This is a genomic window from Streptomyces sp. NPDC043746, assembly GCF_056436485.1.
Genome location: NZ_JBWKCM010000004.1, coordinates 166,741 through 191,991, shown reverse-complemented (window position 1 = coordinate 191,991; position 25,251 = coordinate 166,741). Strand labels below are relative to the sequence as shown.

Genomic DNA, 25,251 nt, shown 5'->3' with positions numbered 1-25,251 from the left:
GTTCGACGGTAGGAACGCGGTGTCGGGTCCGCAAGCGAGCCTGCCGGATGGGGCCGGCTACGGCTCCGAGCGGGCCTGCAGGGCGATGACGGCGATGTCGTCCCGGCGGCTCCGGACCGGCGGCAGGAGCTTGCGGATCAGTGTCGCCAGGGGCACCCCGGCCCGTACCAGGGCTTCGGTCCGTTCCCGCAGCCCCTCAAGACTGTCACCGATGTCCGTCCCGGGGGCCTCCACCAGCCCGTCGGTGTAGAAGACCAGCGTGTCGCCCTCCCTGATGACGGTATGAAGGTCGGTACGCGTCAGGGCGTCGGTGACGCAGAGCGGCGGGTCCGGTGCCGCGAGGTCGTGCAGGTACCGAGGCGGCGCGTCGCGGGGGAGCAGCAGCGGCGGCGGGTGACCCGCGTTGGACAGGGTGACGCGCCAGACGCCGGGGCCCAGTCGGCGGATGACCGCGTGCACCACCGTGACCATCGACGGTCCGTCGAGCGCCTGCACGATGCGGTCGAGCCGGCTCAGGGTGCCCGCCGGGCCCGCGGCGGGCCCGCTCTCGTAGGCGAGTCCCCGCAGCAGGCTGTTGACGCGGCCCATCGAGGTGGCGGCGTCCAGGTCGTGGCCCGCGATGTCACCGATGGACAGGGCGAGCGCGTCGGCCGAGAGGCGGACGGCGTCGTACCAGTCCCCGCCGATCTCCGCGGCCGAGTCCGCCGGATGGTAGAGCGCCGTGATCGCGAGGCCGTCGACGGTTTGCGGAGGGGTGAGGAAGGACTGCTGCAGGGCGAGCGCCCGGTCACGGATGCTCTGCAGCTCCATGGTCCGGCGCAGTGGCCCGCTCATCTGCTGGAAGACGTCCCGCAACAGCTGGAGGTCGGCCTCGTCCGGCGGCGGGTTCCCCCGGCAGGTCGTCGTGGTCGCCAGCGCCACGGCCCTGCCGTCCACCACGACGGGAAGGAGCGCGACGCTGGTCGCACGGGCCTTGCGGAGCCACCGGACGGCCGCGTCGGAAAGGCCGTCCTCGGGTGGCTCCCCGGGTGGGAAGGTCAACAGCCGCGCCTCCTGGCTCTCGATGACCCGCCGTGAGGCCTCCCCCCACAGGATGTCCCCGTCCAGCGGATGCAGCGAGGGCAGCCCGGGTGCCAGTCCCACACTCCCCGTCGGCGCCGGGTCCGCCGCACCCCCGGGCAGCCCGGCGCCCGGTCCGGGTTCGCCCTGTACGTGGAAGATGGCGACGGCGTCCGCGAGTTCGGGGACGACGGCGGCCGCGGTCGTCAGAAAGGCCTCGGACAGATCGTGGGCGGCCGGGACCGCCGCCATCCGGGCCAGCAGCTTCTCCCGCATCCGCAGGCGCCAGTGGTCCTCGGCGTCGCTGGCCGTGCCGACCCACTCCACGGCACCGTCCTCGTCCGGCACGGGGGCGGCGATGATCTTGATGTGGCGGAAGCGGTCGGGGGCGCCCTGGAGCCGCACCCGCACCACCGTGTCGAGCGGAGTCCTCTCCCTGGCGGCCCTGCGCCAGGCCCGCCCGAACCAGTCCCGGTCCTTGGGGTGCAGGGCGTCCATCCACGAGGCCCCGCCATCGGGGTGCCAGAGCTGCTCCCTGATCCCGCTGCCCGCCAGAAGAGTGACGACCCCGTCGGCCGACAGCACCCAGACCGACTGCGGCACGGCCTCCATGAGTGCCGCGTAGTGCCGGAGGAGACGTTCCTGCTTCACCGGCCCCGCCTCCGGCGCCCACCCGGCGACGGCTCGGCCCCGTCCGGCGGCGGACCAACTCTGTGCGGGCCGGGAGCGGGGCCGCGGCCCACGGTGCGGGCATGACGGGGCAGCGGTCCCGCCGCGCCCGCCGGAGCCGGCGCGAAGCGGTACCGGTTCGGCGCCGTACGGCACACCAGGGGTTCCTCGCCGCTCATGCCCCGATCATCTCCCGTATCCGGCACGACAGCACGCCCTGATGGGCGAGCCCTTCCCGCCCGCCCGACAGCTCCGCAGATGCCCCGGACGGCGTAGGTACGCGGGCGAGACCTGGACCACATCCGGGTCCGGCCGGGATGCCTTCGCCCGGCTCCGACGTTGGCACGGGGTGGCGCGTGCCTCGCGCCGGCACAGTCGTCGAAGCTGTCGAAGCCGATGAACAGGACTTGATGTGACCGACCTCGAAACCGGCCGCGCGGACGCCGCACTCTCCCGGCCCTTCACGGTCCGCGGGCTCACCTCGCGCAACCGGATCGCCATGGCTCCCATGACCCGGCAGTTCTCCCCCGGGGGCGTGCCGGGCCGTGACGTGGCGGACTACTACGCCCGGCGTGCCGCGGGCGGTGTCGGGCTGATCATCACCGAGGGCACCTACATCGACCACGACTCCGCCGGGACGAGCGACCGGGTTCCGCGCTTCCACGGCGAGGACGCGTTCGCGGGCTGGGCCGGGGTCGTGGACTCCGTGCACGGGGCGGGTGGCACGATCATCCCGCAGCTCTGGCACGTGGGCGTCACCCGCGCCGAGGGCGCGCCGCCGGTGGCCGATGCCGAACCGGTGGGCCCCTCGGGGATCTCCCTGACCGGTGAGCCCAAGGGGCGCGCTATGACGCGGAAGGATCTCGACGACGTCATCGCCGCCTTCGCCGACGCGGCGGCCGCCGCCGAGCGCCTCGGCTTCGACGGAGTCGAACTCCACGGAGCCCACGGCTACCTGATCGACCAGTTCCTGTGGGCGGGCAGCAACCGACGGACCGACGCCTACGGCGGTGACCTGGTCGCCCGTACCCGGTTCGCGGCCGAGATAGTCGCGGCCTGCCGGGCCGCCGTCTCCGACTCCTTCCCCCTCTTCTTCCGCATGTCCCAGTGGAAGATGAACGCCTACGAGGCCAAGCTCGCGCAGACCCCCGCCGAACTGGACGCCCTGCTCACCCCGTTGGCCGCTGCGGGCGTCGACGTCTTCCACGCCTCCACCCGCCGCTACTGGCTCCCGGAGTTCGAGGGCTCCGACCTGAACCTCGCCGGCTGGGTGAAGAAGATCAGCGGCAGGCCGACGGTCACGGTCGGCTCGATCGGCCTGGACGGCGACTTCTTCGGCGCCTTCGCCGGCAACGACTCCGGCGTCACCGGCATCGACCGGCTCCTGGAGCGGCTGGAGCGCGACGAGTTCGACCTGGTCGCCGTCGGCCGCGCCCTGATCGCGGACCCGGAGTGGGCGGCCAAGACCCTGCGTGGTCGGACCGGGGACATCACGCCGTTCGGCGCGGAGATGCTGAAGACCCTGCGCTGAGGGGCGGCTGCCGGGACGGGCGGGCCGTCAGCCGTCGGGCAGGCCCGCCACGCCCGGGGCCGCGCGCATCGTCGCACGGAGCCGGGCCAGGGCCCCACAGCCCCTTCGCGACCGTCGCCGTCGCGTCCGGGCCCGGGGCTGGTGTCCGGCGACGTCGTCGCCCTCCACGACCGGCGAAACGGCCCTGCACTGCCCAAGCCCTCGCCGGACGCCGCGCGGGCGCTCGACAGCCCAGACGGCCCGGACAGTCCAGACAGTCCAGACGGCCGGGACGGCCGGGACTGCCGGAACGCCCGTCCCGCGCCGCTGCGCATCAAGGCGAGGCCCCGAGCGGCCGGGCGGGCTGACCGGCCGGGGGCGAGGGGCCCGGCCCGTGGCGGGCCGTACCTCCCGCATTCACCGGCAGGCCACGGCTTCTTCCTTTCTGTTCGCTTCTCTTGGAGCATTCTGTTCGCTTCTGTTCCCCCACTCCAAGAGGCCCCACGCATGACTGAGATGAATCGGCGCCGGTTTCTCCAGATAGCCGGTGCGACCGCGGGATTCGGCGCCCTGGCGAGCAGTATCGACCGGGCTGCCGCGATCCCCGCGCACCGCGCCAGCGGGACGATCCGGGATGTCGAGCACATCGTGGTCCTGATGCAGGAGAACCGTTCCTTCGACCACTACTTCGGGGCGATGAAGGGCGTCCGCGGGTTCGGTGATCCGCGGCCCGTGACGCTGCCGAGCGGGAAGTCCGTCTGGCACCAGGCGGATGCGGCGGGGAAGGTGACACTGCCGTTCCACCCGACCGCCGACGACCTCGGGATGCGGTTCCTCCAGGGGCTCAACCACGACTGGCCCGGCGGCCACCGGGCGTACAACGGGGGGCGCTACGACCGGTGGGTGCCGGCCAAGACGCCAACGACCATGGCTTACCTGACGCGCGAGGACATCCCGTTCCACTACGCGCTCGCCGACCGCTTCACCATCTGCGACGCGTACCACTGCTCCTTCATCGGCGCCACCGACCCCAACCGCTACTACCTCTGGACCGGCTACACCGGCAACGACGGGGCGGGCGGCGGGCCGGTGCTCGGCAACGAGGAGCAGGGGTACGGCTGGACGACGTACCCCGAGCGGCTGGAGGAGGCCGGGGTCTCCTGGAAGATCTACCAGGACATCGGGGACGGGCTGGACGCGGCCGGGCGCTGGGGCTGGATCGATGACGCCTACCGGGGCAACTACGGCTGCAACTCGCTGCTCTACTTCCACAACTACCGCAACGCCGAGCCCGGCGACCCGCTGTACGAGAAGGCGCGCACCGGCACCGACGTGTCGGCCGGAGGCGGCTACTTCGACGAGATCGCCGCCGACGTACGGTCCGGGAAGCTGCCGCAGATCTCCTGGGTCGCCGCCCCCGAGGCCTTCAGCGAGCACTCCAACTTCCCCTCCAACTACGGTGCCTGGTACATCGCGGGGCTGCTCGACGCCCTGACCTCCGACCCCGAGGTGTGGAGCCGTACCGCTCTGTTCATCACGTACGACGAGAACGACGGGTTCTTCGACCGCGTCGTCCCGCCCTACCCGCCGTCCTCCGCCGCCCAGGGCCTCTCCACTGCCGACACCACCACGGAGATCCACCCGGGCGGACCCTCCTACGGACCCGGCCCCTACGGGCTCGGCCCACGCGTGCCGATGTTCGTCATCTCGCCCTGGAGCACCGGCGGTTACGTCTGCTCCGAGGTCTTCGACCACACCTCCGTGCTGCGGTTCATGGAACAGCGCTTCGGCGTGCACGAGCCGAACATCTCGCCCTGGCGGCGGGCGGTCTGCGGCGACCTCACCTCGGCCTTCGACTTCGGCCGGTCCGCGCCCGCCCCCGACGACCTGCCGGACACCTCCGCGTACGAGCCCCCGGACCGCGAGCGCCACCCGGACTACCGGCCCACCCGCCGGCCGTCGGCGCCATGCCCGCCCAGGAGCCCGGCAGCCGCCCGGCCCGGCCGCTGCCGTACGAGCCGTACGTGGACGCGGCCGTGGAGCCGGAGAGCGGGAGGATCGCGCTCACGTTCAGCTCGGGCACGGCGGCCGGGGCGCAGTTCTACGTCACCTCCGGCAACCGCACCGACGCTCCGTGGACCTACACCGCGGGCGCGGGCCGCACCCTGACCGACCGCTGGAACTCCGCCTACTCCGGCGGCAGCCACGACCTCACCGTGCACGGCCCGAACGGCTTCCTGCGTACGTTCCGGAGCCCGGGCGCCACCGCCGGGCCCGAGGCCACCGCGCGCCACAACGCCACCAGCGGCAACCTGGACCTCACGCTCACCAATTCCGGCGCCACCGACGCCGTACTGACGATCGCCAACGCCTACGGGGGAGCGGCGCAGGCCCTCACGGTACGGCCCGGAGCCACGGTCTCGCGCACGGTGGACCTGCGGGCGGGCAGGCGCTGGTACGACGTGTCCGTCACCCTCGACAGGGAGCCGGGCTTCCTGCGGAGGTTCGCGGGCCATGTGGAGACGGGGGCCGCCGGGGTCAGCGATCCGGCGACCGTCACGGGCTGACCCGTGGGAGGGGCCGGGCCGGACCGTACGGCCCGGCTGCCCGTCGGTGGGGTCCGGTCCGCCTCCGTGTCGGTGCTGTGCTGCCGTTCAGGCGGCTCTGCCGTTGTCCGCGCCCGTACCCGGCGCGGCCTTCTTGATCCCCTTGGTGATCTCGTCCAGGACGGACAGCTTCGGCGCGTCCTCGTTGATGTCGAACCCGGCCCGGACCACCACCAGCATGTCCTTGGAGGCGGGGGAGGGGAACACCAGCGATTCCACGTATCCGTCGTCGCCCTTCTCCGTCACCACCTTCCAGCGCACCGCGTACCCCTTCTGGCCCGCCACCGTCACCTCGGCGGACTTGATCTCCTCGTGCGAGGTGATCTTCCCGTAGGCGTCCCCGCCGTAGGACTCCGCGGCGTTGGCGGCGATGTCCTTCCTTGCCGCCTCCTCCGGGGACCGGGCGGTGAGCTTGAGGGCCGCGGCCGGGGCCGAGAAGACCCCTCCGCGTACACACGTCTTGGCGGATCCGCCGGGGCAGGGGTGCTCACCCGTCGTCAGCCCCGCGCCGACCGCGGCCGACCTGCCCTTCCATCCCTGGGGCACCGGCATGCTGATTCCGGCGGCCAGGTCCGTGGCGTAACCCGGCTCCGTCGGCGGGAGCTGCCCGTCCGGGCCCTGAGAGCCGCCGTCCTCGGTCCCGCCGTCGCCGCCGTCGTTCCCGCCTCCGTGGTCACGGCCGTCGGGTTCGCCCGGGGCGGAGGGGGCGGCGGACGGTGAGGCGGCAGCGATGCCCGGCCGGTCACCGTCTCGCTCGCCCAGCAGATGGATCCCGCCCCCGATCGCGGTGAGCACCACCGCACCGACGGTCACACCGACGCCGACACGGAGACCACGGCGGCGGACCGCGGCGGGCGACGGGCGGACATGGCCGGTCCACTGCGCCCCGTCCCACCAGCGTTCCTGAACGGGGCCTTTGCCTGAGTGCCCGGGGTCTCGGTGCCAGCCGGGCGGGGTCATCTGGGTCACGGGTGCACCTTATGCGGGCCGGGTGAGAATCGTATGAACCGACCGCAGCATGACCGAACCGCCTCACGGTTCGATCAGGCCCGCGCCGACCGCGTACCGGCTGAGCTCCGGACGGTCGCGCCCCCGAGCTCCCGGAGCAGGTTGGACGGCGCCCGTTCGCGGTCCTGGGCCCCGGGCCCCAGCCGGTTCCGGAACCGGGGCCGGGTCGGCCGCAGCCCGAGTGCGAGGGAGGCCGACTCCACCATGGGCCGCCCCCGCAGAGGGCGGTCCAGGACGACCGGCCAGGACTCGGAGTCCTCCCGCCCTGGCGTACGGGCCCCGGCCGCCAGGCCGCGCGCGTAGCGATCCAGCCATTTGTGGGGGCTTCCCCTCGGCCCCGGCGACCCGGAAGGCGGCTGTCAGGAAGGTCCGCGCACGGCACTCCGGCCCGTCGGAGCGCGACGGCGGCCCCGACAGGTCGAGCAGCGCCCCGCCCGAGCCGGCCCACCGCCAGGCGGCCATGTCTTCGGGAAGCAGCCCCGCCCCTCCTCACCAGGGCTCCGGCCCGGCACTCAGGGAAGCAGCAGCCAGTCCGCCCCGACCGCCGCCACCAGACCGGCCCCGAGCAGCCAGCTGCCCAGCCGGGTGCGGCCGTTGCGGCTGAGCTCGATCACCACGCCGCACAGGATGAGCGCGAGCCCGTACACCCCGACGACCAGCACCGACGACCGGCTCGCGATCCGCAGGGCAAGGACCACGCCCATCGCGGCCATGCCCACGGAGGAGAGGACGATCCGCAGCCGACGTGCCTGACGCGGGGTCAGCCTCCTCTCGGTATCGCCGTCGGTGTCCGCGCCGTCATCGAGACCGGCCTCGACAGGCGCATCGGCACCAGCACCGGCGGAACCGGTACGGGGGTCGGCCCCGGTACGGGCGTCGCTCGCGGTGTCCTCGGTGGCCTGCGCCGTCGTGCCCTCGGCTGTCGGGGTCTCGGTGCCCCGGTCCCGCCCCTGGCGCTGGGTACGGCCCCGGTCCTGGTCAGAAGTGCTCATAGGGCCGGATCGTAACGGCTGCACGTCGGACCCGTTCCCGGGCCACGGGGTTCCGCCACCGGACCCGCCCACGGGCCGCGGCCACCTACCCCAGCAGTCGCGGAGCCTCGGTCTCCGCGTCCACCGGATGCCCCGCCTCCACCCGTCCCGCCAACTCGTGCGCCCACTCGGCCAGTGTGCCGCCCCCGATCCCGTACGGCCATGCCTCCCCCTGCGAGGTGAGCGCGTCGGCGCCCCTGCGCAGCAGCCGCGCACCGCCCGCCCTGTTGCCACGCGCGGCATGGGTCAGCCCCACGGCCAACTGCGCGAGCCCCCGCCACAGCTCGCGCTCATCCTGCGGCCCCGACTTCCAGGCGTCCTCGAACACCTCGTGCGCGTGGAACGGCATCCCCGCGTCCAGCAGCCGCTGCGCCTCCCGGAGCGTCTCGTCCGGCGTCCGGACGACGCCCTCGGGCTGCCGCTCTACGCCGGGGCTGCCGTACGGCAGGGGTCGCCCCAGCCCGTCCCGGGGGCGCGCATTGCGCGCCCGGCCCTCGGTGTCACGGTCCCTGTGCGTCTCGTTCACCACTCGATTGTGCCTCGTACCTGCAGGGAATCGGCCGAACCCTGTCGGTGAGCACCCGCGCACGACTAGGCTCGACCGTCGTCACTGCATGCCATGTGGGGAAGGGTGGGCATGAAGCCGTCCCGGCCGTTGTACGAACGTGAACCGGAACTCGCCGCTGCCGCGAGGGCGGTGGACGACCTGTGCGGAGCGCAGGCCGTCGGTGGGCTCCTGGTCTTCAGTGGAGAGGCGGGGCTCGGCAAGACCGCCCTGCTCGCGGAGATCCGGGCGATGGCCGCCGACCGCTGCACGATCTGGTCCGCCCGGGGCGGCGAGACCGTCACGTCCGTGCCGTTCCACGTCGTACGGCAGTTGCTCCAGCCGGCACTCGACCAGTTCCCGCCCGACGAGACCCGGGCGCTCTTCGGCGACTGGTACGACACCACGGCACCGGCCCTCGGACTGGCCGAGCCCAGTGGCCCGCAGCCCGACCCGCAAGGCGTCCGGGACGGCCTGGACTTCGTCGTCGCCCGGCTCGCCTCGCGCCTCAGCCACCGGCCGTTACTGCTACTGGTGGACGACGCCCACTGGGCGGACGGCGAATCCCTCACCTGGCTCTCCTCGTTCACGGCCCGCCTCGGTGAACTCCCGCTCCTCGTCGTCCAGGCGTACCGGCCGCAGGAGATGGCCGAGCGCAACGCGAGCTATGTGGTCGACCGCGAGGCCGAACGTGTTTCGGACGGCGACAGCACGGTCACCCGGGTCGCCCTGCGGGCGCTGACCCCTGACGCCACCGCCGAACTGTCCCGCGCGGCCCTGGGCGAACACGCCGACGACCCCTTCTGCCGCGAGGTCTGGGCGGTCACCGGCGGCAACCCGTACGAGGCGGTCGAGCTGGTCGCCAAGGTGCAGGACCAGGAGCTGGCGCCGGTCGAGGAGTCGGCCGGGAAGCTGCGGGAGCTGGGCGCCTCCGCCCGGGGCAGTGGACTGGTCGCCCGACTGGAACGGCTCGGCACCAACGCCAACCGGTTCGCCTGGGCCGCCGCCGTGCTCGGCACCGACATCTCCCAGGAACTGGCCGCGACCCTCGCCGGGATGAGTTCGGCGGAGGCCGCCGACTGCACGGCCCGGCTGCGCGACGCCCGTATCGTCACCGGATTCGACCCGCTGGAGTTCGTCCACCCGCTGATCGCGACCGCCGTCTACCGCTCCATCCCGCCCGCCACCCGCACCGCGATGCACGGACGCGCCGCCTGGGCCATCACCCGGGCCGGCCTCGGTGCCGCCGCGGCCTCCCGGCACCTGCTGGAGGTCCACCCCGACGACGACCAGGAACTGGTCGCCCAGCTCCGCGAAGCCGCCGGCCAGCACCTCGCCGTCGGCGCCCCCGAAGCGGCAAGGCGCTGCCTGGAGCGGGCCCTGGAGGAGCCGCCCCGCCCGAAGGACCGCGCGGTCCTCCTGTACGAACTGGGCTGCGCCACCTTGCTCAGCTCCCCGCCCACCACCGTCCAGCACCTGCGCGCGGCCCTGGACATGCCCGGCCTCGACGACGGCCTGCGGGTCGACGCCACGTTCCGGCTCGCCGCCGCGCTCGCCCACAACAACCAGCTCAAGGAGGCCGCGCTCGCCCTGGCCGCCGAAGCTGCTCGTACGGCACCGGGCCCCGGCCTGATGCGGCTGCAGGCCGCGCACTTCATGTGGGAGGGCATGCAGGCCACCGAGGACGACGGTCCGACCCGCTCCCGCCGCCTCACCCGCAACGCCGACCACCTCAAGGGCCGGGACAACGCCGAGCGGGCGCTGCTCACCCTGCGGGCCTTCGACGCCATGCTGCGCGGTGAGAACGCCCAGCTCATCGTCGACCTCTGCGAACGCGCCCTGATCGACGGCAGCCCGGCCCGCGGCCTCGGCTGGACCGACTCCGAGTGGGGCTTCGAACTGCCCACCATGGTCGGCATCACCTACGCGTTCACCGACCAGCTGGACCGGGCCGAGAGTCTCTTCGGCGAGGCCGTACGCGCCTTCGAGATCTCCGGCTGGAGCGGGGCCCACCTGGCGTTCGCGCACACCCTGCTCGGCATGGTGCACCGCCGTCGCGGCCGTCTCGCGGAGGCCGAAGGCTTCCTGCGCGAAGGGCTCCGCCTGGCCGACCGTGTCGGCTCCGGCCTGCCGGTCCACTGGGACGCGGCGTGCCTGCTCATCGACACCCTGCTGGCCCGGGGCCGTACGGCGGAGGCCCGCAGGATCGCCGACCGCTACCACTTCGGCCCGCCCTACCCGAGCGCCATGGTCCTGCCGGACGGCCCGTGCATCCTGGGCCGCCTGCTGCTGGCCGAGGGGCGGAAGGAGGAGGCGATCGCCGAACTCGAAGCGGCGGGTGCCGCCCTGGAGTCGCGCGAGCGGTTCAACGGCATCTGGGCACCCTGGGCCGGCGACCTCGCCCGCGCCCTGGCCGACGACGACCCGGTGCGTGCCGCCCACCTCGCGTCCCGGGCGCGGGTGCACGCCGAACGGTTCGGTACGGACACCGCCATCGGTGAGGCCCTGCGCTGCGTGGCCCTCTTCGCGCCGCCGGAGGAGGCCGAACGGCTCCTCGCGGAGGCCGTCCGCCACCTGGAGAGGTCCTCCTCGGCCTACGAACACGCACTGGCGCGCGTCGACTACGGCATCGCGATCGGCTCCCACCGGGAACTGGCCCGGGCCCAGAAGCAGGCCATGGCCTGCGGCGCCGAGGGGCTGGCGGCCCGCGCGCAGCAGGCACGGACGTCGATCCGGTCCTCCGAGTGAGGTAATGTTTGTCCTGCGCGGCCACCCGGACCACCGGGAGGAACCGCAGCGGGACGTGGCGCAGCTTGGTAGCGCACTTGACTGGGGGTCAAGGGGTCGCAGGTTCAAATCCTGTCGTCCCGACTCGTGAGAGTCGTAGAACAAGGGCTGGTTCCGGAGAAATCCGGGACCAGCCCTTGATCGTTTCCGGGGCCGGGCTGGGCTGGGCCGGGCCGGGGGCCGTAAGGGATGGCGGACGGGATCCGACCGCATTGTCAGTGGCGGCGCCTAGAGTTTTTTCCACTCGTCACGGTGCGTTGCCGTCGTCGGGTCTCATCAGCGTGCCGCCGCTCGGCGGCGCCGCACCGAACACGGGGAGAACAGCGCATGGGGTGGGTACCGGCGGGCGACTACGAAGTCGCCCTGGAGGCGGGCAAGGTGGTCTGCCGCAACGGGAAGGGGCGGCGGCTGAAGTCCGTCCCGGCCAAACTGAAGGACGATCCGGCGGTCGTCGGCCTCCGGCAGCTCACCGAGTGGCTGGAGCGGCACGAGCACCGGTGCCTGACCGACGTCGAGCAGTGGATGGTGCGCTCGCTGCCCGTCCCCACCGCCGTCCTCGCCCGCGTCTGGCCCGACCCGGCGTGGCAGGCGGCCCTGCGGGACGTGGTGGTGACCGGCGCGGACGGAGGGGTCGCCGGGTTCCTGCGCCATGTCGACCCCGACCGCGGCCTCGGGCTCGTCGACCTGGACGGTGACACGGTCCGGATCACCCCGGACGTGGTGAGCGTTCCGCACCCCGTGCTCCTCGAAGACCTGGACGAGCTGCGGGAGTTCGCGGTCGAGCTGGGGGTGAGCCAGCAGGTGGAGCAGTTGTTCCGGGAGGTGTGGCGCCGCCCGCCCGGCCTCGCCCCGGACACCGCCTCCGTGGACACCTACGCCGGCGGGGCCTTCAGGGAACTGCGGTTCCTGCACGGCCGCGTCACCCAGCTCGGCTACCGGTCGCGTGGTGGCTACGCGGTCTGCCCGGTCATCGAGGACGGCACCACCGTCGAGGCGCGCATCTGGATCGGCGAGCACGACGGATACGGCGAGTACGGGACCGAGACGGGCCCGCTGGGCTGGACCGACCCCTCGGGGCGCGCGCTGACGGCCGCCGAGGTCGGCCCCGTCGCGTGGTCCGAGGGCATGCGCATGGCGGCGGCGCTCTACGCCGGTCGCGACGTGGAGGACGAGGAGCGAGCGGCATGATCACCACGACTACGGACACCGAGGCGAACAGCACCGCGAACAGCAACGTGGGCACCGACGCCACCACCGGCACCGGTACGGCGGTGGGCGTGGCGGCCCTCCCCGCCCAGGCGGGCGACCAGGCCCGTGGCCGTACCACCGGAAACCCCGCCGACGCCCGCGCGGCAGCCCTGCTGGACGCGGGCGCCGTCCTCCGGGCCGGCACCACCGACCGGGACGACGCCGACGCGCTCACCGCCCGCACCTACACACACCCCGCCCTCGGTGACCGCCCCGTGGTCCGCCTCGTGCCCGGCACCCTCGGCGAGGCCGAGGACCTGGCCCTGGAGTTCCTGGGGCTGTCCCGGGCCGCCGAGGCCCCCGTCGTGGGCCAGGTCCGCCGCGAGACCCTGGGCTTCCCCGCCTGGGCCCTGGTCAACGACCCGGCCAACGGGCACCACGCCCTGGCCCTGGTCAAGGACATCGAGCGGCTGGGCCGGCAGGCCAGAACCCGCGCCGGTGCCGCCAAGGAGGGCTTCGACGACCTCGGCGCCCGGCTCGGCCGGGCCGTGCCCCACTTCCTTCCCACCTACTACGAGCAGGTCGCCCGCCTCTTCCTCCAGGCGGAGAACACCGTCTACGCCGCCTCCTTCTTCGGCAAGGCCCGCGAGGCCGAGCGGGTCCACGGCCTCGCCGTGGACGAGGACCGGCAGCGGGCCGTCTTCCTGGAGTTCGCCTTCGCGGGTGCGCTCACCGTCAAGGCGCTGCGGCAGCACGTACGCGACCTGGTGGCCCGGCTCGCCCCGGCGGACGCCTGGGCGCAGTTCCGCCGTCTGCTGGTCGAGCGCTGTGCGGCGGGCATGCCGCCCTACGCGGCGCTGCCCCAGGACGTGCGGGCCCTGGTCAAGGCCGCCGGGCTGGACCGCGAGAGCGCCGAACGCGAGCTGGTGGCCGATCTGATCGGCTCCCCGGGAGTCGTCCGCGCCCCCGCCTCGTTCTGGACGGCCTACCGCCCCGCCGTCGTCGCCCTCGCCCAGCGGGATCCGGCCGTGCGCGCCCGGCTCCTCGGCTTCTTCCCGGAGACCTTCACCGAGGACGGCGGCCGGGGCGAGGACGGCGAGCGCGGCTGGCTCACGCTGCTGGCCGAGTCCGGCGCAGAGGACCTGCTGACCGCCCTCCCCGGCGCTTCCGACGCCTCCGGGACCGTCGGCACCTCGGCCTCCGGCGCTTCTGGCGAGGGCGCGCCCGCCGTCTCCCCGGCGGACTGGCTCGCCCGTTGGGAGGCGCACCGCCGCCGCAACCGGGCCACGGCCGGCCGCAGTCCGCAGACCCTCGCGCTGGTCGCCCGCGCGGCGGACCGCCTGCGCGCCGACGGACGCCCCGTCGAGTTGTTCCAGGGCCGCTGGCAGCGCACCGCCGACCTGGACATCCTCGACCTCTGCCTCGCCTCGGGAGTCCCGGTCGCCGAGCCGGACGACGGGGACCAGGGCACCAGGTACTCCCCGGGCTTCCCCCTCGACGGCTGGCTGACCGACACCGCGCCCGGCGCGCGGGACCTCACCACCCTTGCCGGACACCCCGTCTTCCGCGCCCTGCTGAGCCGCGCCGTCGGCCGACTCGGCGGCGGACGCGGCCAGCGGGTGAGCGACGCGGGGATGGGCAAGCTGGCCGCGCACCCCGTGCTCTCCGGCGTCCTGCGCGAGTGGCTGACCGCCCGAGCCGAGGAGTACACGGCCGCCAGGGGACTCTCCGGACTGCAGTCCGCCCTCAACAAGCTCTCGGGGTTCCGCGCCGTGGCCGCCGAGGTCGCCCCGGAGGCGGTGCGGCTTCTCCAGGCCCACGACGTGGTGCCGCTGCTCGCCGCCACCCTGCGTACCGGCATCCTGGACGAACTGGGCTGGCCCGCACTGGACGAGACGTACGCCGAACTCGCCGCGGAGGCGGCCGCCGCCTCGGCAGGCCACCGCCACCGCTCGGAGAGCGTCGGCCTCACCGGCGCCTGGCCCGCGCTGATCCTCAACACCTTCGAACGCGCGGTCGTCGTCGGCCCCGAGGGCGTACTGCTCCGGCACACCCTGCGGCTGCCCGCCACCCTGGACCGCTGGTGGACCCTCGGCTTCCGCTACGTCGACGGCGAGTTGCTCGTCATCTGGTGGGAAGACGGCAAGCAGCGCGGCTACTGGTCGCACCGCCCCGCCGAGGTGTTCACCGTCGGCGGCGAGCAGATCCCCCGCTGGGGCCGCTCCGGCGCCTCCGACGAGGTCTGCCTGCCGCTGCCCGGCGGCGGCCGCGCCACCGGCGGCAAGGCCCTGCACGCGGGCGACACCTCCCTCCCGCCGCGGCGTGCCGTCATCTCCGACGGCACCGGATACTGGCGCGACGGACACCAGGGCCAACAGCGCGTATGGCTGGAGTACGACCCCGCCACCGGTACCCACGGCCGTGCTTCCCTGCCCGCCTTCCTCCGCTCCGGCATCCAGGACGGCACCCGGCTGCTCACCGAGCACTGCCAGGTGCTGCCCCTCCAGCCCGGTCTGGAGAACACCCCGTTCGGCACCGACGGCACGGTCCTGGGCCGCTGGGTCCGCCGTACGGTCACCGAGCCCGGCACCGCCGCCCCCGCGGACGGGCACCGGATCGTCGTCGGCACCCCTGACGGCCGCGCGGTGACCCTGCCGTACCCGCTCTGCGCCGACTGCGCCCCGGTGCCCCTCGGCGCCCTCGCCCTGCCCGGCGGATCGCTGCCGGTCATGGCCCTGCACCACCGCTCCGTCGAAGCGCGCCCGGCCAACACCGACGGCACCGGCGGCACCCTGTGGTCCGTCACCCCCGACTCCTCCGGCGGGAACGACGCGGCGGGCACCCCCTATGTGCCGCCCGTCGCCTACTGGCACGCCCTGCGTCCGAGGGACGAGCGCGGCTCCGCCGCCCTGCGGGCCCTGACGGACTCACGGGCGGGGGAGCTGTTCAAGGAGGTCGCCGCCGCGGTCGCCCGGCACCGGGAGGCGTTCCGGGCGGTCGAGGAGTACACCGGGCCCTCGTCGCGGGAGCTGAGCGAGAAGGCCGTCGCCCGGGTCCTGCCCGAGGTGTCCGACGTACGGCTCCTCGCCGGCGTCACCGGCCTCGTCCGCAACGCGGTGGACCGCGCCGCCGCGGCCGTGCGGTACGTGACACCGCCCGAGCCTGCGCAACCGGCCACCCCCCGGAACACCGCGCGCACCCAGGGCATGTTCTTCGACCACGCGCCCGAGCACGGCGACGACACGACCCTGCGGGAGGCCACCGCATTCGGCTCCGAGCGTCTGTACGGCGGCTGGTGGGGAGGCGGCCCCTGGTGGACCGCCATCCGGCAGATCCTCGCCGTCAACCATGTCCTGGGCGGCGAACCCGCGTTCGGCCCGCCCGTGCCGTCCAAGGCCCCCTTCACCCCTGTCGACGGCTGGCAGCGGGACGAGAGCACCGTGCCCGGCGGCTCCCTGCCCTGGACCTCCCTCCTCGACCAGCTGCCCGAACTCGCCTACCGGGCCGCCTCGTCGGCCCTGTCCACCGAGCACCGCGCCGGGCTCCTGGTACTGCTGGACACCCTCGCGGCGGGCCCGCTGGCCGACCCCGCGGGCACCGTCCGGCAGGTGGAGCTGATCGAGCCGTGCAGCAGCACGCCCGGGCAGGGGCAGGAGGTTGTGCAACGCCTCGGCCAGGTGCTGCGCAAGGGCGCCCGTACGGTGGTGGTCATCGCCGAACACGGCCGGAACAGCCGCGACGACGCGGCCCGCTGGCTGGCCCTGGACCACGACCCGACCGGCGCCTTCGGACCCGTCCCCGGCTTCACCCTGGACCGCGAGCACGTCCACCGCCACGGCATCGCCCGTGACCGGCTGACCCGGCTCACCGCCCTGCTGCGGGAACAGGGCCCCGCCCCCTGGCGCCCGGAGGCCGCCGAGGCGTTCCACTCGGCCACCGGGATCGGACCGCTCCAGGCCGTCGCCCTGCTCTCGGCCGCCGTAGCGGAGCCCGGCGCCGAGGCGCTCGCCCTGCTCGGCGCGAAGACCCGGGCCTTCGAGGCCGCCCGGGCCAGGCTGGACGCCCTGCCGCGCGACGAGCGGCACGCCCTGCTCAGGGCGCTGCTGCCCGAGGATCCGGCCGAGCTGTGGACCAAGGGCCCGGACGTCGAAGCCGCCGCCGGAGTCTGGCGCGAGCGCCTGGCCTCCCTCGTCCGCGTCCCCGAGGAACTGGACCTCGACCTGTCGGGCACCACCCCCGGCGCCGTCGACCTGATCCTCAACACAGGCTCCCGGAGCTGGCTCACCCACGGCACCGATGTCCCGGACGGGACCGGCCGCCCCGGCCTGCGCCGGGTCGGCGCCCATGGCGCGGTCGCCTCCGCCCTCACCGCGCTGCGGACCCTCGCCTACACCCTGCCGTACGGGCACCCCCTGCGGGCCCACCTGCCCACCGGGCTGGCGGCCCTGCGCGACCGCCTCGCCGACCCGGCGCTGGTCCTGGACCTCGGTCTGGACTGGACGGAGGAGGGCAAGTCGATCGGTGCCCCGATCCGTGCCGCCCTCGGCCTGCCCGAGTCCGGCGGGGCGGGCCCGGACGGACTGGTCCGGGCCGGTGCGGCGCTGCTCCTCGGCGCCGGTTACGGCAACAACGAGAAGCTGCTGATCCGCCCGGCCGGTCTGACGGGCCCCGACGACCCGGCCCTCGGCCTCGCCGAAGGCACGGTCGCCCCGCACGCCACCGGTGACCTCCTCGCCCTGCGTGCCCTGCTCGACGAGGAGACCGACGCGCTGGTCTCGGCGGGCCTCCCCGAAGGCTCTCCGGAGGCTGACGCCACCGTGCCCGGTGACGGCACCGAGTCCTCCGAAGGCGCCCCCGGTCCTGACGGCTTGCCGTACTACCCGGCGCAGGACCCGACGCGCGCGGTGCCGGGGCTGGTGGCGGAGGCGGCCGAGACCCTCGGCCTGAGCGCGGACGCCGCCGCCCTCCACCTGATGCTGCTCACCCTGCCCGACCCGACGGACCGCAACTGCGTCCGCTGGACGGAGTGGAAACCGGCCCGCGTCAAGAAGGCACGCGCCGAACTCGCCGCCACCGACCTCGTCGTGGAGGCGAAGCGCTCCCGCGCCGGCCGCACCCTGTTCCTGCCCTGCGGCTGGATCGAGCGCAACGCCCCCGCGCTGCCGCTGGAGACCTGGAAGGAAGGCCTGTACCCGGTGATCGGGGACGTCCGCACCATCCCCCACCTCCCCCTGCCCGCGCTGTTCGCGGCCGCCTGGGCACGGGTGCGCGGCGGCGACGGCCCCGCCTTCGAAGAACTGGACACCCGCACCTCCCGGAAGGGCCGCCGCCGATGACGAGCGACACCACCACCAGCAGCAGCGACATGGACAGCACCACCGCGGCCGGCGCCACGGACCAGGCGGCAGAACCCCGCAGAGAACACCGCCAGGTCACCCCGCCCGAGGACCGGTACGCCACCGAACTGGCCTTCCTCGCCGCCCACGACACCGGCCCCCGCCCGCCCGGCTGGCGGCTCACCCCGCGCGCCGTCGTCACCTTCGTGACCGGCAGCGCGGGGGAGGCGCTGAGCCTGCCGAAGGACGCCCGGCCGGACGCCGGGGTGGCGCGCCGCCTGGTGATCGAGCAGAAGTTCGTCGGTGAACGAGCCCTGGTCGAACGGTGCGTGGTCACCCTCGCCGGGGAGCGCGGACTGCTCCTCGTGGGCGAGCCCGGCACCGCCAAGTCGATGCTCTCCGAGCTGCTGTCGGCGGCCGTCTGCGGCACCAGCGCGCTCACCGTGCAGGGCACCGCGGGCACCACGGAGGACCAGCTCAAGTACGGGTGGAACTACGCGCTCCTGCTCGCCCAGGGCCCCACCGAACAGGCCCTGGTGCCCTCCCCGGTGCTCACGGCCATGACCCGGGGAGCGGTCGCCCGCGTCGAGGAGGTCACCCGCTGCCTGCCCGAGGTCCAGGACGCCCTGGTCTCCCTGCTGTCCGAGCGCCGGATCGCGGTCCCCGAACTCGCCGGTGGCGACGGCGCCCAGGTGCACGCGTCCCCGGGCTTCACGCTCATCGCCACCGCCAACCTGCGGGACCGGGGCGTCTCGGAGATGTCCGCCGCGCTGAAGCGGCGCTTCAACTTCGAGACGGTCGGCCCGATCGGGGACGTGGACGCCGAGACCGCGCTCGTCCGCCGCCAGTCGCGCGCCGCGGTGGAACGCGCGGGCGCCGCCTACCAGGTGGACGACGCGGTCCTCGAAGCACTGGTCACCGCCTTCAGGGACCTGCGGGAGGGCCGCTCCACGGAGGGCTGGGAGGTCGAGCGCCCCTCCACGGTGATGAGCACGGCGGAGGCGGTCTCCGTCGCGGGCTCCCTCGGCCTGGCCGCCGCCTACTTCCCGGGGGACCGGGACGTGCTCTCCCTCCTGCCCGGCCACCTGCTCGGCGTCGTCCGCAAGGACGACCCGGCAGACGCGGCACGGCTGCTGGGGTACTGGGACGGCCCCGTCCGCAGGCGCGCCGAACAGGGGTCGGCCACCTGGCGCGCCCTGTGGGACCTGCGCGCGGTGCTGGAGAACTGACGGATGAGCGAGCCGACCACGCCCGAGACGCGGACAGCCACCCCGCAGAGGCGGGCGACGATGCCGGAAGGGCGGACGGCAGCCGCCGAGGACCGGGCGGCCACCCCCGAGAAGCGGACGGCCGTCGCCGGGACGACGCCACCGGCTGCCGTGCCGACGCGGCCGGTCGCCGACGCGCCGACCGCCGTCCCGGCGCAGGGCCCGGAGGCCGCGGTGGCGGCGCTCGCGGCGGACGGGCCCGGGCTGCCGTTCCTGATCGGAGTGCGCCACCACGCGCCCTCCCTCGCGGCAGCCGTCCCCGCCCTGTTGGACGCGGCGGCCCCCGACGTCCTCCTCGTGGAACTGCCCGGAGAGTTCCAGCCCTGGCTGGGCTGGCTCGCCCACGAGGAGACCCGGGCCCCGGTGGCGCTGGCCGCCGTGCCCGCCACCGGGCAGGGCGCGCACGGCGAACGGGGGCCCGCCTTCTACCCGTTCGCGGACTTCTCGCCCGAGCTGGCCGCCCTGCGCTGGGCGGCCCGGAACGGCGTCCCGGCCGTGGCCTGCGACCTCCCGCTCGCGGACCGGGCCTGGGCGCGGGGCGGTCCGGGAACACCCGTACCCGCATCCACCCCGGGCGCCGACTCCGCACGCGTCCCGGGGGAGGGCCGCGGGCTGTCCGCCGCCCTCCGGTCCCGGCTCACCGGCCGCGACGGCGACGACCTGTGGGACCGCCTGGTGGAGGCCCCCGCCCCCGGCTCCTCACCCGAGGCGCTCCGCCGCGCCGCCCTGCTCACCGGCTGGGCACTGCGGCACGAGGCCGAGGCGCGGTACGGCGTCGACGGCACCGACCTGGCGCGCGAGGCGTGCATGCGCCGGCACATCACCGAGGCCCTGGCCAACGGGCGGCGCCCCGCCGTGGTGGTGGGCGCCTTCCACACCCCGGCGCTGCTGTCGTCCACCGCGCCAGGGTCGGACAGACACCCGGCAGCGCACGCACCGGGCGCGGGGGCGGCCTGCACCGTCTCCCTGATTCCGTACACCTACCCCCTGCTGGACTCCCGCTCCGGCTACCCGGCGGGCATCCGGGACCCCGAATGGCAGCACATGGTCCTGGACGCAGCCGGGGACCCCGCCGCCCTGCACGAGGCGTTGATCCGTACGGCGGTCCGGGTCTGCGCCGCCCTGCGCGAACAGGGCCACCCCTACGGCCCGGCGGACGGCCGCGAAGTCGTCCGGGTCGCCGGGGACCTGGCCCGGCTGCGCGACCTGCCCGCCCCCGGGCGCGGTGAGTTCCTGGAGGCCGTGCAGACGGTGCTCGGCCGGGGCGAGACCTACGGCACGGGCCGCGCCGTCGCCCACGCGCTCGAACGCGTTCTGGTCGGCACCCGCGGCGGACGCCCCACGTCCGCCGCCCCGCGCAGCGGCCTCGGCCCCGCCGTGGAGGCCGAGACCGAAGCGCTGTCCCTTCCCGGCCCCGCTGACGCGGCCGAGAAGACCTCGCGCGACCTGCGGCTCGACCCAGCCCGCTCCGCACTCGACGGCCGCCGGGAACTGCTGCTGCGCCGGCTGACGGTCTGCGGCGTCCCGTACGCGCAGGAGCAGGAGGTGAGCGGCGCGGCGGGCTCGGAGGGGCTCACCACGCGCTGGCAGGTGCGGTGGACCCCGGCCACGGCCGCGATGCTCACCGCGGCCGGAGCCCGCGGCGTCACCCCCGCCCAGGCGGCCGAGGGCGTACTGCGCGGGCGGCACGCGACCGAACGCGCGGAGGGCGGTCCGACGGCCGCGCAGGTCGTGCGCGGCCTGACGGAGGCCGCGGAGTGCGGGCTCCCCGCCCTGGCCGACGAGCGCCTGACGGAGCTGGCAGCCGTACTCCCCGCGAGCGGGACCCTCTCCGAACTCCTCGCCGGGCTCGACCTCCTGGACCGTGTCGCCGCGGGCTCCCTGCCCGGCCTGGCGGCACTTCGCGACCCGTCTCCCTCCGACACCCCGGACGCCCTCTCCACCCTTCCCACCCGCATCGCGCACGCGGTGGAACTCCTGACCTCGGCGGCGGTCCGCCAGGTCGACGGCCTCACCGGTTCCGAGGAGCCCGCGGACGCCCGGGCGCTGCTCGAACTGGCGCAGCGCGCCGACCGGGTGGGTGGCATCCGGCTCGCCGACGCCCTCGCCCGGCTGGCCGCCGACGGCACTCCGCTGATCGCCGCGGCCGCCGGGGCCGTCCGGGTGCTCACGGGCCACGAGCAGGCCTGCACGTTCGGGGTGCGCGTCGCCTCCTGGGTGGACGCGGCGGTGGACAGTCCGTCGAGGGCTGCCCTCACCGCCCGTCTCACCGGCGTCCTGACGGCGGCGGGGCCGCTCCTGACCGTCGGTGTCGCTGCCCTGGACCCGTTGCTGCACCGGGTCGTCGAGCTGGACGACGCCGCGTTCCTGGCCCGGCTGCCCGCCCTGCGCGGCGGCTTCGACACCCTGAGCCCGGCCGCCCGGGACCGCCTGCTGGACACCGTCGAGGAGCGCTTGGGGGAACGGGTGGACATCCCTGGTGCCGAGGACCCGGCTGAGCTGGCTCGCCGTACGGCCGCCGACCTCGCGGCCCGCGATCTCCTGACCGGCCTCGGCCTGCCGGCCCCGGCCCCCGGGGGCACCGAGGGGCACGCCTCCGTGCCCTCGGCCCCCGCCACGATCCCCCCGTCTCCCGCCGACCCGGAGCACTCCCGTACCACCGAGGCGGCCACCGAGCCCGGCCGGGCGACGTCCGCAGCCGCGCCGGAGCCTGTGGCCCCCGCTGCCACCGCCCCGTCTCCCGCTGATCCGGCGCACCTCCGTCCCCGTACTGCCAAGGAGGGGACCGAGGCCGGGACCGGGACCACGACCGGCACCGCCCCGGCATCCGGTCCCGCCGCCCCCGACGGCACCACCGGGACCGCCGCCCCGTCGGCCGGCCCCGGGACCGGGCCCCAGGGGACCCCCGCCCCCGTTCCCGCCCCTGCCCTCGTGCGGACCCTCGCCCCCGCCGACCGGTGGCGGCTCGTCCTCGGTCGCCGCCCTGACCAACTGCCCTCCGGTGCCGCCCGCCTGGCCACCGCCCTGGACGAGTTGTACGGCGCGGGGCGCGGCGAGGGCTCCCGCGGCTGCCTGCCCCTGCCCGGCCAGGGCCGAGGCGGCCGCGAGGCGTCGTTCCCCGGCGTCCGCGAGTGGTCCGAGGAACTCGCCGCGCTCTTCGGCCCCGGCGTCCGGGAGGAGGTCCTCGCCGCCGCTGCCGCGACCGGGCGGCAGGACGTGCTCACCGAACTCGACCCGGCAGCCGCCACTCCCTCCGTGGAGCTGCTCCGCACGGTCCTGCGCTACGCGGGCGGCCTCCCCGAGGCACGCCTCGCGGCGCTCCGGCCGCTGGTCCGTCGCCTGGTCGACGAACTGACCCGGCAACTGGCCACCCGGCTGCGGCCCGCCCTCACCGGCACCATGCTGGCCCGGCCCACCCGCCGCCCGGGCGGACGGCTGGACCTGCCGCGTACGCTGCGCGCCAACCTGGCCACCGCCCGCCGCACCAAGGACGGTACGGTCCAGGTCGTCCCCGAGAAGCCGGTGTTCCGCAGCCGCGCCCGCCGGTCCGCCGACTGGCGCCTGATCCTGGTCACGGACGTCTCCGGATCCATGGAGGCGTCGACGGTCTGGTCCGCGCTGACCGCCGCCGTGCTGGCCGGGGTACCGGCCCTGAGCACCCACTTCCTGGCCTTCTCCACGGAGGTCGTCGACCTCACCGGCCATGTGCGCGACCCCCTCGCGCTCCTCCTGGAGGTGAGCGTGGGCGGGGGCACGCACATCGCCGCCGGGCTCCGGCACGCGCGCAGCCTGATCACGGTGCCCAGCCGCACCCTCGTCGTCCTCATCAGCGACTTCGAGGAGGGCGCTCCGATCGGCGGGCTGTTGTCCGAGGTGCGGGCCCTGGTCGCCACCGGCTGCCATGTCCTGGGGTGCGCCAGCCTCGACGACGCGGGCCGACCCCGCTACTCGACGGGCGTGGCCGGGCAGCTCGTGGCCGCCGGCATGCCCGTGGCGGCCCTCAGCCCACTCGAACTCGCCCGCTGGATAGGAGAGAAGACCGCATGACCGCCGCCCAGTTGCCGCCCGTCGCGCCGGAGGTCACGGCCATGCTGGTTGAGAACCTCTCACCCCGGCTGCGCAAGCGGCTGGACGCGGCGGTCGCCAAGCTCGCCGCCCGCCCGGCTCACCGCGACGGGGACACGGTGACGATCGCGGTCGACGACGACACCGAACTGCGCCTCCACGCCCCGGGCGGTGTGGTGGCCACGGTGGACGCCATCGCGTGCGGCTGCCTCCTCGCCCCGGCCTGCCTCCACCGTGCGGCCGCCGCCTGCGCCGCCCCCATGGCGGACCTGCCCTCCGAGAGGGCCCCGGACGCGACCTCTGAACCCGAGCCCGTGGCGGCCCCGACCCTTGCTTCCATCCCCGCCGCAGATGCGTCCCTGCCGTCCACCGGAGCCGCCTGCGACGCAGCTCCTGCCGCCGCGACCTCCGGACCCGCCGCACAACCGACCCCGACGGGCCCCGGCCCCTGCCCGCTTCCCGGCTCCACTCCACCCTCCGGTGACACCGCCGCGGCGACCGCCGCCACACTCGTGACGGCCCAGGCGAGCGCCCGCACCCCGGCAACCCCCGCCTCGGGAACCCAGTCCCCTCTGCCCGCCCCCGCTCCCGACGAGGCGAGCCCCGCCCAGCGCCAGGCGGCTGCCGGACTCTGGTCGGCGGGCGCCGCCGTGCTGGAGGCGGGCGTGGACGGGGCCGGTGCCGTTGTCCAGGCCGCACTGCTGCGCGCCGCGCACACCGCCCGGCTCCGGCAGCTGCCGCGCGCCGCGTCCGCCGCGCTGTCCGTCGTCACCCTGCTGCGCGCGGCCCGCGCCGAGTCCCCCTCGTACCGCACCGCCGACCTCGTCACCGCCCTGGCCGAACTCCTGGGCACCGCACACCGGGTGGGGACGGCCACCGGTGCGGAACTGGCAGCCGTACGGGGGCGTGCCCGCCGCCCGTACCACCCCGACGGTTCCCTCCGTGTGTACGGCCTGTTCACCGAACCCGTGGTCACCGACTCGGGGCACGGTGGCGCCCGTACCTGGGTCGCCACCCCCGACGGCCGACTCTGTACGGTCGGCGACGTGGCACCCGGCGGGGCGGGGCGCGCCCTGGGCGTGGCCGACCGCGCGGTGCGCCTCGGGGACACCGCCCTCACCCACCGGGAGCTGGGCCGGGCCGGTCTCGCGGTCGCCGGAGCGACGGTCTCCCCGGACGGCAGGCTGGGCGCGGGGAAGGGCGTCAAGGCCGTCACCGCCCGGGGCGCCGCCTGGACGGAGCCACCCCTCGCCGCCCTGTGGGAGACTCCGCCGGCCGAACAGGCCGCCCGCGCCCTGCGATCCGTCTCCCGCTACGCGGAACCGGAGGGCGGCGGCAGCGACCTGCTCTTCCTGGACGTCGAACTCCTGGGCGCGATACGGGAATCCGGCGGCGCCTGCCTGCTCGCGCGGTGCGACGGCGGGGCTCTGGTCCGCCTCGCCGTCGCCGACGACGATCCCGCGCTGGCCCACCGCGACAACCTGATGCTCCTGGCCGCGGCACCAGGAACACGGCTGCGGATCATCGGCCGCCTGGTGCCCGCCCAGCATCCCCGGCTCACCCTGCTCGCCTGCGCGCACCCCACGGGGGAGGGCACGGTCGACGTCGGCTTCGACCGGCTGCGCCGCGCCGACCTCCCCGACCCGGGCGCCCCCGTGCACACCGCCCCGCCCCAGACCGGCGGCCCCGGCGCGGAGTCGCCCCTCCACCTCCTGGAGCGCCGCGTCGAGCAGGCCGTACCGGCGGGCCGCGCCGCCCTCGGCCTGCTCGGTGACGTCACCGCCGAGGCCCGCCGCCTGCGCCGCGGCGGCCTCCCCACGGCCGCCGGACTGCTCACCGCCCTCCGCGCCTCGGCGGCCCGACGCGAACGCGACCTCTTCGGCCGCCTCCTCCCCGCCGACACCGACGGCTTCGCCGCCCACTGGCTCGCCGCCGCCCGCTACACGGCGGCCGTCGCGGAGTCCCTGTGCGCGGCGGCCTGGGAACCGATCCCGGGTGTCCTCACGGGGAGCACCGCGGAAGCCACTACCGCGTCCCGGCCCGCCGGAAGCCGCCGGTGAAGACACTCCCCTGACGAAGACCCTCGCCGCCGCAGCGTCCGTCGCCCTGCTCGCGGCGGCGAGGCCGTCAAGGAGGGCGTGCGACTCTCCGCGGCCGGGTACGTCGAGGCGGGTCGCGGC

At 75.2% G+C, this 25,251-nt stretch carries 11 protein-coding genes, 1 tRNA gene and 2 pseudogenes; 9 read left to right on the top strand and 5 right to left on the bottom strand.

Annotated features, from left to right (window positions below; all coding sequences use genetic code 11):
* Positions 1–57 precede the first annotated feature (57 nt).
* Positions 58–1,710 carry a PP2C family protein-serine/threonine phosphatase gene (locus tag AC0682_RS06485; protein WP_478531276.1) on the bottom strand — a complete coding sequence of 551 codons (1,653 nt, stop codon included), beginning with the start codon at positions 1,708–1,710 and terminating at the stop codon, positions 58–60.
* A 430-nt stretch (positions 1,711–2,140) separates the two neighbouring features.
* On the opposite strand from AC0682_RS06485, the gene AC0682_RS06480 reads away from it, so the two are divergent.
* Both AC0682_RS06480 and AC0682_RS06475 read left to right on the top strand, forming a co-directional pair.
* A complete protein-coding gene (locus tag AC0682_RS06480) occupies positions 2,141–3,259 on the top strand; it encodes an NADH:flavin oxidoreductase (protein WP_478531275.1) in 1,119 nt (372 codons plus the stop codon).
* A 486-nt stretch (positions 3,260–3,745) separates the two neighbouring features.
* A pseudogene (locus AC0682_RS06475) lies at positions 3,746–5,805 on the top strand (phosphocholine-specific phospholipase C).
* Positions 5,806–5,892: 87 nt separating this feature from the next.
* Here AC0682_RS06475 and AC0682_RS06470 read toward each other — a convergent pair.
* The 4 genes and pseudogenes from AC0682_RS06470 to AC0682_RS06455 form a co-directional block, all read right to left on the bottom strand.
* Positions 5,893–6,804 carry a DUF2510 domain-containing protein gene (locus AC0682_RS06470; RefSeq protein WP_478531479.1) on the bottom strand — a complete coding sequence of 304 codons (912 nt, stop codon included), beginning with the start codon at positions 6,802–6,804 and terminating at the stop codon, positions 5,893–5,895.
* Between the two features lie 167 nt (positions 6,805–6,971).
* A pseudogene (locus AC0682_RS06465) lies at positions 6,972–7,311 on the bottom strand (DUF2264 domain-containing protein); the annotation flags it as partial.
* A gap of 53 nt (positions 7,312–7,364) precedes the next feature.
* Positions 7,365–7,844 (bottom strand): hypothetical protein, encoded by a 480-nt coding sequence (locus tag AC0682_RS06460; RefSeq protein WP_478531274.1) that lies wholly within the window; start codon positions 7,842–7,844, stop codon positions 7,365–7,367.
* A gap of 85 nt (positions 7,845–7,929) precedes the next feature.
* Positions 7,930–8,409: a DUF309 domain-containing protein gene (locus tag AC0682_RS06455; RefSeq protein WP_478531273.1), complete on the bottom strand. Its 480-nt coding sequence runs from the start codon at positions 8,407–8,409 to the stop codon at positions 7,930–7,932.
* A 111-nt stretch (positions 8,410–8,520) separates the two neighbouring features.
* Here AC0682_RS06455 and AC0682_RS06450 point away from each other — a divergent pair, with 111 nt between their 5' ends.
* The 7 genes from AC0682_RS06450 (at position 8,521) to AC0682_RS06420 (ending at position 25,131) form a co-directional block, all read left to right on the top strand.
* Positions 8,521–11,175, top strand: coding sequence for an ATP-binding protein (locus AC0682_RS06450; protein ID WP_478531272.1), 2,655 nt, complete (start codon positions 8,521–8,523; stop codon positions 11,173–11,175).
* A 49-nt stretch (positions 11,176–11,224) separates the two neighbouring features.
* Positions 11,225–11,298, top strand: a tRNA-Pro gene (locus AC0682_RS06445).
* 243 nt (positions 11,299–11,541) lie between these two features.
* Entirely contained in the window at positions 11,542–12,402 is an 861-nt protein-coding gene (locus AC0682_RS06440; protein ID WP_478531271.1) for a DUF4132 domain-containing protein, read from the top strand.
* Positions 12,399–17,738 (top strand): hypothetical protein, encoded by a 5,340-nt coding sequence (locus AC0682_RS06435; protein ID WP_478531270.1) that lies wholly within the window; start codon positions 12,399–12,401, stop codon positions 17,736–17,738. Before AC0682_RS06440 ends, AC0682_RS06435 begins: the two co-directional genes overlap by 4 nt.
* Positions 17,735–18,967, top strand: coding sequence for an ATP-binding protein (locus tag AC0682_RS06430; protein WP_478531269.1), 1,233 nt, complete (start codon positions 17,735–17,737; stop codon positions 18,965–18,967). Before AC0682_RS06435 ends, AC0682_RS06430 begins: the two co-directional genes overlap by 4 nt.
* Positions 18,968–18,970: 3 nt before the next feature.
* Positions 18,971–23,053 carry a DUF5682 family protein gene (locus AC0682_RS06425; RefSeq protein WP_478531267.1) on the top strand — a complete coding sequence of 1,361 codons (4,083 nt, stop codon included), beginning with the start codon at positions 18,971–18,973 and terminating at the stop codon, positions 23,051–23,053.
* Positions 23,050–25,131, top strand: a complete 2,082-nt coding sequence (locus tag AC0682_RS06420; protein WP_478531266.1) for a hypothetical protein — start codon at positions 23,050–23,052, stop codon at positions 25,129–25,131. The genes AC0682_RS06425 and AC0682_RS06420 overlap by 4 nt, the downstream gene beginning before the upstream one ends.
* Positions 25,132–25,251 lie beyond the last annotated feature (120 nt).